Origin of the sequence: Brooklawnia sp. (genome assembly GCF_049651565.1) — a bacterium.
Taxonomy (GTDB): domain Bacteria; phylum Actinomycetota; class Actinomycetes; order Propionibacteriales; family Propionibacteriaceae; genus Brooklawnia.
In genome coordinates, this window is the sequence record NZ_JBASCI010000159.1 from 1 (window position 1) to 7312 (window position 7312).

Here is a 7312-nt window from a genome sequence, read left to right on the forward strand (position 1 = left end):
GGGGTGTACAGCACCACCGTGCCGACGTCGGCCTTGATGGCGCGGGCCTGGGCGGGCGCCATGCCCTGCAGCATCTCGATGTCGAGGGCGTCGCTGACCCCGCGCTGCTTGGCCAGCAGGTGCGCCAGGGCGACGTCGAACAGGTTGTGGCTGGCCACGCCGAGCCGGATCATCTCGGTGGCGTCGGGACGCAGCGCCCGCTCGACGAACCTGACGAAGTTGGCGTCGACGTCCTGCTTCGTGGTGTAAGGGGCCTGCGCCCAGCCGTGCAGTTCGGCCTCCACCTGCTCCATCGCCAGGTTGGCGCCCTTGACCACCCGGATCTTGAACGGTGCCCGGCCCTGTGCTGCCCGTTCCCGGGCGAACTGGAGCATCCGTTCCAGCGCGGGCAGCGCGTCCGGCAGGTAGGCCTGCAGCACGATGCCGGCCTGCAGTTGGTGGAACTCCGGCTCCGACAGCAGGGCCTGGAAGACCTCGATGGTCAGGTCGAGGTCGCGGTACTCCTCCATGTCGAGGTTGACGAACTTGTTGGGCGTGGCCGCGGCGGCGGTGCGGAAGAGGGGACGCAGCCGGTCGAGCACCCGCGCCACCGTGCCGGGTGTGTCCCAGGTGGTGATCTGCGAGACCAGGGATGACACCTTGATCGACACGTAGTCGACGTCGTCGCGTTCCAGCAGCCTGCGGGTGCGTTCGGTGCGGGACGCCGCCTCGGCCTCACCCAGCACCGCCTCGCCCAGCAGGTTGACGTTGAGTGCGAATCCCTGCTTGCGCTGGGCGGCCAGGTGCCTGGCCAGCGTCGGATCCTGGGCGTCGACCACCAGCGGGCCGACGATCTGCCGCAGCCGCTTGCGGGCGATCGGCACCACCACCGGCGGGGCCAGCGGCGCCACCTTGGCACCGACGCCGAGCAAGGTCGAATCCATCCACCCGAGAAAGGCGGTGGCGTCCGCTGCCGACAGCCGGGACAGCTCCTTGGCTGCCACCTGCGGATCTTCTGGACGGGCGACCCGGTCGACGAACCGCACCGCCAGGTCGAGGCCCTTCTCGTCGGCCAGCAGCGCACCAAGCTGACGGGAGGTCGCCCGCTCGGCCGGGGTCTCGCCCTTCCTGGTGGCCTGGTACCAACGCTGCGCAAGCGCCACGGCTTGGTCGACCAGTTGGGCAGGAATGCTGGGTTCGGTCATTGTCAACCACCTCAGATGAGTCGGGTAGGTCTTCGGGCTCCCCGCGGCACGTTCGCTGGGCCATGGGTACCTGCGCAGCGTACCAACCGCGCAAGCCGCCTTCAGCCGCTGGGTGGACGCCCTGACCGTTCGGCTACCGGTGAACCACCCGGCCACGCCCGATCAGATTCGTACCACCAGGTCGGCGGCCAGGTCGGGACGCTCCTCGGCCAGCCAGGCGTTCTCGATCGGCATCCAGTTGGTCGTCCAGCACTCGAACCGGCCGGGGTCCCGGGCACCCGCCCTGGCCAGCCGGGTCGGCTCGTCGGCGTCCAGCCAGACCCGCAGGTCGAACGGCCCCGGGTTCACCTTCGCAGTCGATCGCACACCCTCCAGCACCACCGGGACGCCGACCGGCACGTCCACCCAGTCGCCGGGCTCGTCCTGTGTCCAGTGGTGGACCCGGTAACGGCCGGGACGTCCCTGCGTCAGCGGCGTCCAGACGTCGCGGATGAACCGGTCGATCTCCCACGGCCTGGAACCGGGCGCTGACAGGTCGTCCACCTGTACCACGACGCCGCCGATCTCGTCGGCCAATCGCTGGGCGAAGCTGGTCTTGCCGGACGCGCCCAACCCGTCGACGCCGATCAGGCAGGTGCGACCGCGCAGCCCGCGCGCGTCGATCAGCGAGAGCAACTTGGCCGGTAGGCTCTGCGAGTGCATCAGTTGATCCTAACGTTCTCCTGCGAAGACACCTCCGGCATCGTGCACGCCGTCAGCGGAGCCATTGTCGGCTGCCGGGGCAACATCACCGAACTGCAGCAGTTCAGCTCCACCGACACCGGACGGTTCTTCATGAGGGTGGAGATAGACCTGCCCACCGACCTGATCCAGTTCCGCAGCGCCATGCGGGACGTCGCAAAGCGGTTCGACGCCACCTGGGAGATCACCGAGGCCAGCGAGCGCAGCCGCGTCCTGTTGCTGGTCAGCAGGGCCGGTGGACCGCTGAATGACCTGCTCTTCCACCAGCGTGCCGGCGACCTGCCCGTCGACATCCCGATGATCCTGTCCAACCACGAGACCCTGCGCCCGCTCGCCGACTTCTACGGCATCCCGTTCGGCTCCCAAGTGGTGCTGCCGGAGAACAAGCACCTGTTCGAGGACCGGATCCGTCAGGTCGTGACCGACTTCGACATCGACCTGGTGGTGCTGGCCCGCTACATGCAGATCCTCTCCCCGCAGCTGTGCGCCGAGCTGGCCGGCAGGGCGATCAACATCCACCACAGCTTCCTGCCCGGTTTCAAGGGCGCCAACCCCTACCGGCAGGCGCACACCCGCGGGGTGAAACTGATCGGCGCCACCGCGCACTTCGTGACCTCCGACCTGGACGAGGGTCCGATCATCGAGCAGAACGTGCGCCGGGTCGATCACAGCCACACCGTCGCCGAACTGACCAGTCTCGGGCAGGGCCTGGAATCGGAGACCCTCACCTCAGCGGTACGGCTGTTCGCGGCCAAGCGGATCTTCCTGGATGGTGTCCGAACGGTGATCTTCAAGTAGCAGGGTCGCCGGGCGAGACCCGGCCGGGGCGACACCAGCCCCGGATTGTGTGCAGAAAGTGCTGGTCTGCCCCACCCGACGCACCCAGTAACCGCCCGGCGCCCCGCCGACGGGAGTGCCGCCCCGCAGCATCCTCGGCCGCCGGCTGGATTAGCCTAGGTTCATAGGTTCATAACCCAACATCGAGGAGAGGAATCCTTGTGAGCGAGACCCCCGTCAAGGTAGCCGTCACCGGTGCGGCCGGCCAGATCTGTTACAGCCTGCTCTTCCGAATCGCCAGCGGTTCGCTGCTGGGTGACCGGCCGATCGAGCTACGGCTGCTGGAAATCACCCCCGCCCTGAAGGCGCTCGAGGGTGTCGTCATGGAACTTGAGGACTGCGCGTTCCCGAACCTGGTCAACGTGGTGATCGGCGACGACCCCCGGAAGGTTTTCGAGGGCGCGAACCTGGCCATGCTGGTCGGCGCGATGCCCCGCAAGGCCGGCATGGAGCGCGGCGACCTGCTCAGCGCCAACGGTGCCATCTTCACTGCCCAGGGTCAGGCCCTCAACGAGTCGGCCGCCGAGGACATCCGCGTGCTGGTCACCGGCAACCCGGCCAACACCAACGCGCTGATCGCGATGAGCAACGCCCCCGACATCCCGCGGGAACGCTTCAACGCCCTGACCCGGCTCGACCACAACCGCGCCAAGGCCATGCTGGCCAAGAAGCTCGACGTCAACGTCGGCGAGATCACCAACATGACCATCTGGGGCAACCACTCCTCAACCCAGTACCCAGACCTCTTCCACGCCAAGGTCGGCGGTCAGGACGCCGGGGTGCTGGTCGACCAGATCTGGATCGAGACCACCTTCATCCCGCAGGTGGCCAAGCGTGGCGCGGCGATCATCGACGCTCGTGGCGCCAGCTCGGCCGCTTCGGCCGCCAACGCCACCGTCGAGCACATGCGCGACTGGGTGCTGGGCACTCCCGAAGGTGACTGGGTCTCGATGGCGGTGCCGAGCGACGGCTCCTACGGCGTTCCCGAAGGCCTGATCAGCTCGTTCCCGTGCGTGGTGCGCGACGGCCGGTATCAGATCGTGCAAGATCTCGAGCTCGACGGCTTCAGCCAGGACCGCATCAATCGTTCGGTCGCCGAACTTGCCGACGAGAAGCAGGCGGTCACCGAACTCGGCCTGATCTGATCGGCTCAGGTCGCAGCTCAACGACGGGTCGTCCCCGGTGCCTCACTCGAAGGTGCCGGGGACGACCAGTCCCAGCACCATCACCGCGACACCCGCTCCGGCGCACCAGGCGACGTCGAAGACCATGCTGCGCACCACCAGCAGGCCGGCCAGCCGCTCCGGCAGCAGCAGCCGCAGCACCGCGGCCAGCACCATCGACCCGCCGATCATCACCGAGCCGCGCCGCCAGTGGCGGGTCGCCACCAGCACCACCCCGGCGGCGAAGAAGGCCAGCACCAGCAGCAGCGCCCACGGGCTGAGGAAGTCGGGCCGCGCGTCGCCCGACTCGGGCACGCGAATGACTCGATCCTCCTGCTGGTCGGCCATCGGTCAGCCGCGGGTCGCCAGGTCGACGACGTTGGCCAGCAGCATCGCCCGGGTCATCGGGCCCACTCCCCCGGGGTTCGGGGTGACCGACGCCGCCACCTGCCAGACATCGGGCGCCAGGTCGCCGACCGGCTTGCTATCCACCCGGGTGACGCCGACGTCGATGCACACCGCGCCCGGCTTGACCATGTCGCCGGTGATCAGGTGTGCCCGTCCCACCGCCGCGACCACGATGTCGGCCCGCCGGACGTGGTCGGCGAGGTCACGCGTCCCGGTGTGGCAAAGCGTCACTGTTGCGTTGATCGACTTGCGGTTCAGCAGCACCCCAAGCGGACGCCCGACGGTGGCGCCGCGACCAATGATGCACACCTCGGCGCCGGCGATCGAGACGTCGTAGCGCCGCAGCAGTTCGATGATGCCCCGCGGGGTGCAGGGCAGCGGCGCCGGGTCACCGAGCAGCAGGTGGCCAAGGTTCGTCGGGGTCAGCCCGTCGGCGTCCTTGGCCGGATCGACCAGCCCCAGAGCCCAGTTGTCGTCAAGATGCGGTGGCAGCGGCAGCTGAACGATGTACCCGGTGCAACGCGGGTCGGCGTTGAGACCCTCGATGGCCTCGCGCACCTGCTTGGCGGACGCATCGGCCGGCAGATCGACCCGGATCGACTCGATCCCGACCTGGGCGCAGTCGCGGTGCTTGCCGGCGACGTAGAGCTGGCTGCCCGGGTCGTCGCCGACCAGCACGGTGCCGAGCCCCGGCATGATGCCGTGCTTGTGCAGTGCCGCCACCCGCACCTTGAGCTCGTCCTTGATCGCGGCGGCCACCAGCTTGCCGTCCATGCGCGTTGCCACCATCGCTGGCTCCCTTCAGTGGAAGAAGTGCCGGTTGCCGGTGAAGTACATCGTGACACCGGCTGCGCGGCAGGCCCCGATGGTCTGGTCGTCGCGCACCGACCCGCCGGGCTGGACTATCGCCCGCACCCCGGCGTCCAGCAGGATCTGGGGGCCGTCGCTGAACGGGAAGAAGGCGTCCGAGGCGGCCACCGAGCCGGCGGCGCGGTCGCCGGCCCGCTCGACCGCCAGCCGGCAGGAGTCGACCCGGTTCACCTGACCCATGCCGACTCCGACCGAGGCCCCGTCGGCGGCCAGCAGGATCGCGTTCGACTTCACCGAACGGCAGGCCCGCCAGGCGAAGACCAGGTCGGCCAGTGTTGCGGGGTCTGCGGCATCGCCGCTGACCAGTTGCCAGTTCGCCGGATCGTCGCCGGGGGCGTCGATTCGGTCGGGGGCCTGCAGCAGCGCCCCGCCGGAGATCGTGTTGAGCTGGACCTCCGGTGCGCTGTACGGGCCGGCCCGGAGGATGCGGATGTTTTTCTTGCCGGCGAGCACCTCGAAGGCGCCCTCCTCGTAGTCGGGCGCGATGACGACCTCGGTGAACACCTCGGCGACCTGCTGGGCCATCGCCACGCTGACCGGACGGTTGGTGGCGATCACGCCCCCGAAGGCCGAGACCGGGTCGCAGGCGTGAGCCTTGCGGTGCGCCTGCGCGACGTCGGAGCCGACCGCGATGCCGCACGGATTGGCGTGCTTGATGATCGCCACGGCGGGTTCGTCAAAGTCGTAGGCGGCCCGGTAGGCGGCGTCGCCGTCGGTGTAGTTGTTGTAGCTCATCTCCTTGCCGTGCAGCTGGACGGCCTGGGTGATGCCGGCCGGGCCGTCCGCCGAGGCGTAGAGGGCGGCAGGCTGGTGGGAGTTCTCGCCGTAGCGCAGTGCGCCGCGCTTGGTCCAGGTACCGCCCGCCCAGGCGGGAAAGCCGTCCCCACCGGAGATGTCGACCAGCACGTTGCCGAACCAGCTGGCCACTGCCACGTCGTAGGAGGCGGTGTGCGCGAACGCCTGCGCTGCCAGCCGCTGCCGGGTCGTCAGGTCGGTGCCGCCGGCTGCCAGTGCGTCGGCCACCATCTGGTACTGGTCGGGGGAGGTGACCACCGCGACGCTTGCGTGGTTCTTGGCCGCCGCGCGCACCATGGCGGGCCCGCCGATGTCGACCTGTTCTACACACTCCTCCGGCGAGGCGCCGGAGGCGACGGTCTGGGTGAACGGATAGAGGTTCACCACCACCAGGTCGAACGGTGCAATGCCCAGCTCGTCGAGTTGCTGGCGGTGCGAGGCCAGCCGCCGGTCGGCCAGGATGCCGGCGTGCACGTTCGGGTGCAGGGTCTTGACCCGGCCGTCCAGGCACTCGGGGAACCCGGTGAGCTGCTCGACCGGAGTGACCGGCACCCCGGCGTCGGTCAGCCGGGCCGCCGTCGAGCCGGTGGAGACGATCTCGACACCGGCGCCCGCCAACTGCTGAGCCAGTTCGGTCAGCCCGGTCTTGTCGTACACCGAAACCAGCGCACGCTTGATTGACTGCAGCTCAGACACGGCTCTCCTTCGCCAGTTCGTTCACTACCTGGACGAGCAGTTGGCGCTCGACCACCTTGATGCGTTCATGCAGGGTTTCCTCGGTGTCGTCCGGCAGGACGTCGACGGCGCGCTGGGCCAGGATGCGTCCGGTGTCGACGCCCTCGTCGACCATGAAGACGGTGGTGCCGCTGACCTTCACCCCGGCCGCCAGCGCGTCCCGGACGCCGTGCATGCCGGGGAAGCTGGGCAGCAGGGCCGGGTGGCTGTTGATGAACCGGCCACCGAACTGTAGCAGGAACGCCGGCCCCACCAGCCTCATGAAACCGGCGCTGACCACCAGGTCGGGCCGGTGCTCGGCGACGGCGGCGGTCAGCTGACGGTCCCACAGGGCCCGATCGGCGAGCATCGGTACCAAGAAGCCGGGCACCCCGGCCCGCTCCGCCCGCTCCAGCCCGAAGGCGTCGGCGCGGTCGGAGCCGACAGCCACCACGGTGAACGCGGCGTCCGGCTCGGCGCTGGCGTCCAGCAGGGCTTGCAGCAGGGTTCCCGTGCCCGAGACCAGCACCACCACGCGACAAACCACGGCGGTAGCCTACTCGTCGCCGGTTGGACGCCGGGCGGCCACCACCGTGGTGG

The 7312-nt window shown here is 69.2% G+C and carries 8 protein-coding genes; 2 read left to right on the forward strand and 6 right to left on the reverse strand.

Annotation, left to right across the window (positions count from 1 at the left end; all coding sequences use genetic code 11):
* The coding region (locus WBL05_RS07400) for a proline dehydrogenase family protein (RefSeq protein WP_424224845.1) at positions 1-1184 on the reverse strand (1184 nt) is incomplete at its 3' end.
* A 162-nt stretch (positions 1185-1346) separates the two neighbouring features.
* Positions 1347-1886 (reverse strand): hypothetical protein, encoded by a 540-nt coding sequence (locus tag WBL05_RS07405; protein ID WP_424224847.1) that lies wholly within the window; start codon positions 1884-1886, stop codon positions 1347-1349.
* On the opposite strand from WBL05_RS07405, the gene WBL05_RS07410 reads away from it, so the two are divergent.
* Positions 1881-2723 (forward strand): formyltetrahydrofolate deformylase, encoded by an 843-nt coding sequence (locus WBL05_RS07410; protein WP_424224849.1) that lies wholly within the window; start codon positions 1881-1883, stop codon positions 2721-2723. The two genes, WBL05_RS07405 and WBL05_RS07410, sit on opposite strands and share 6 nt — an antisense overlap.
* Before the next feature lie 200 nt (positions 2724-2923).
* Positions 2924-3907, forward strand: a complete 984-nt coding sequence (locus WBL05_RS07415) for a malate dehydrogenase (RefSeq protein WP_424224851.1) — start codon at positions 2924-2926, stop codon at positions 3905-3907.
* 42 nt (positions 3908-3949) lie between these two features.
* On the opposite strand, the gene WBL05_RS07420 is transcribed toward WBL05_RS07415, so the two are convergent.
* Genes WBL05_RS07420 through purN form a run of 4 tightly spaced genes read right to left on the reverse strand, consistent with a single transcriptional unit; the run spans position 3950 to position 7259 of the window.
* Positions 3950-4273 carry a DUF3017 domain-containing protein gene (locus WBL05_RS07420; protein ID WP_424224852.1) on the reverse strand — a complete coding sequence of 108 codons (324 nt, stop codon included), beginning with the start codon at positions 4271-4273 and terminating at the stop codon, positions 3950-3952.
* A gap of 3 nt (positions 4274-4276) precedes the next feature.
* Entirely contained in the window at positions 4277-5122 is an 846-nt protein-coding gene (locus WBL05_RS07425; protein ID WP_424224853.1) for a bifunctional methylenetetrahydrofolate dehydrogenase/methenyltetrahydrofolate cyclohydrolase, read from the reverse strand.
* A gap of 12 nt (positions 5123-5134) precedes the next feature.
* Positions 5135-6694, reverse strand: a complete 1560-nt coding sequence (gene purH / locus WBL05_RS07430) for a bifunctional phosphoribosylaminoimidazolecarboxamide formyltransferase/IMP cyclohydrolase (RefSeq protein WP_424224855.1) — start codon at positions 6692-6694, stop codon at positions 5135-5137.
* A complete protein-coding gene (gene purN, locus WBL05_RS07435; protein WP_424224857.1) occupies positions 6687-7259 on the reverse strand; it encodes a phosphoribosylglycinamide formyltransferase in 573 nt (190 codons plus the stop codon). Before purN ends, purH begins: the two co-directional genes overlap by 8 nt.
* Positions 7260-7312: the final 53 nt, after the last annotated feature.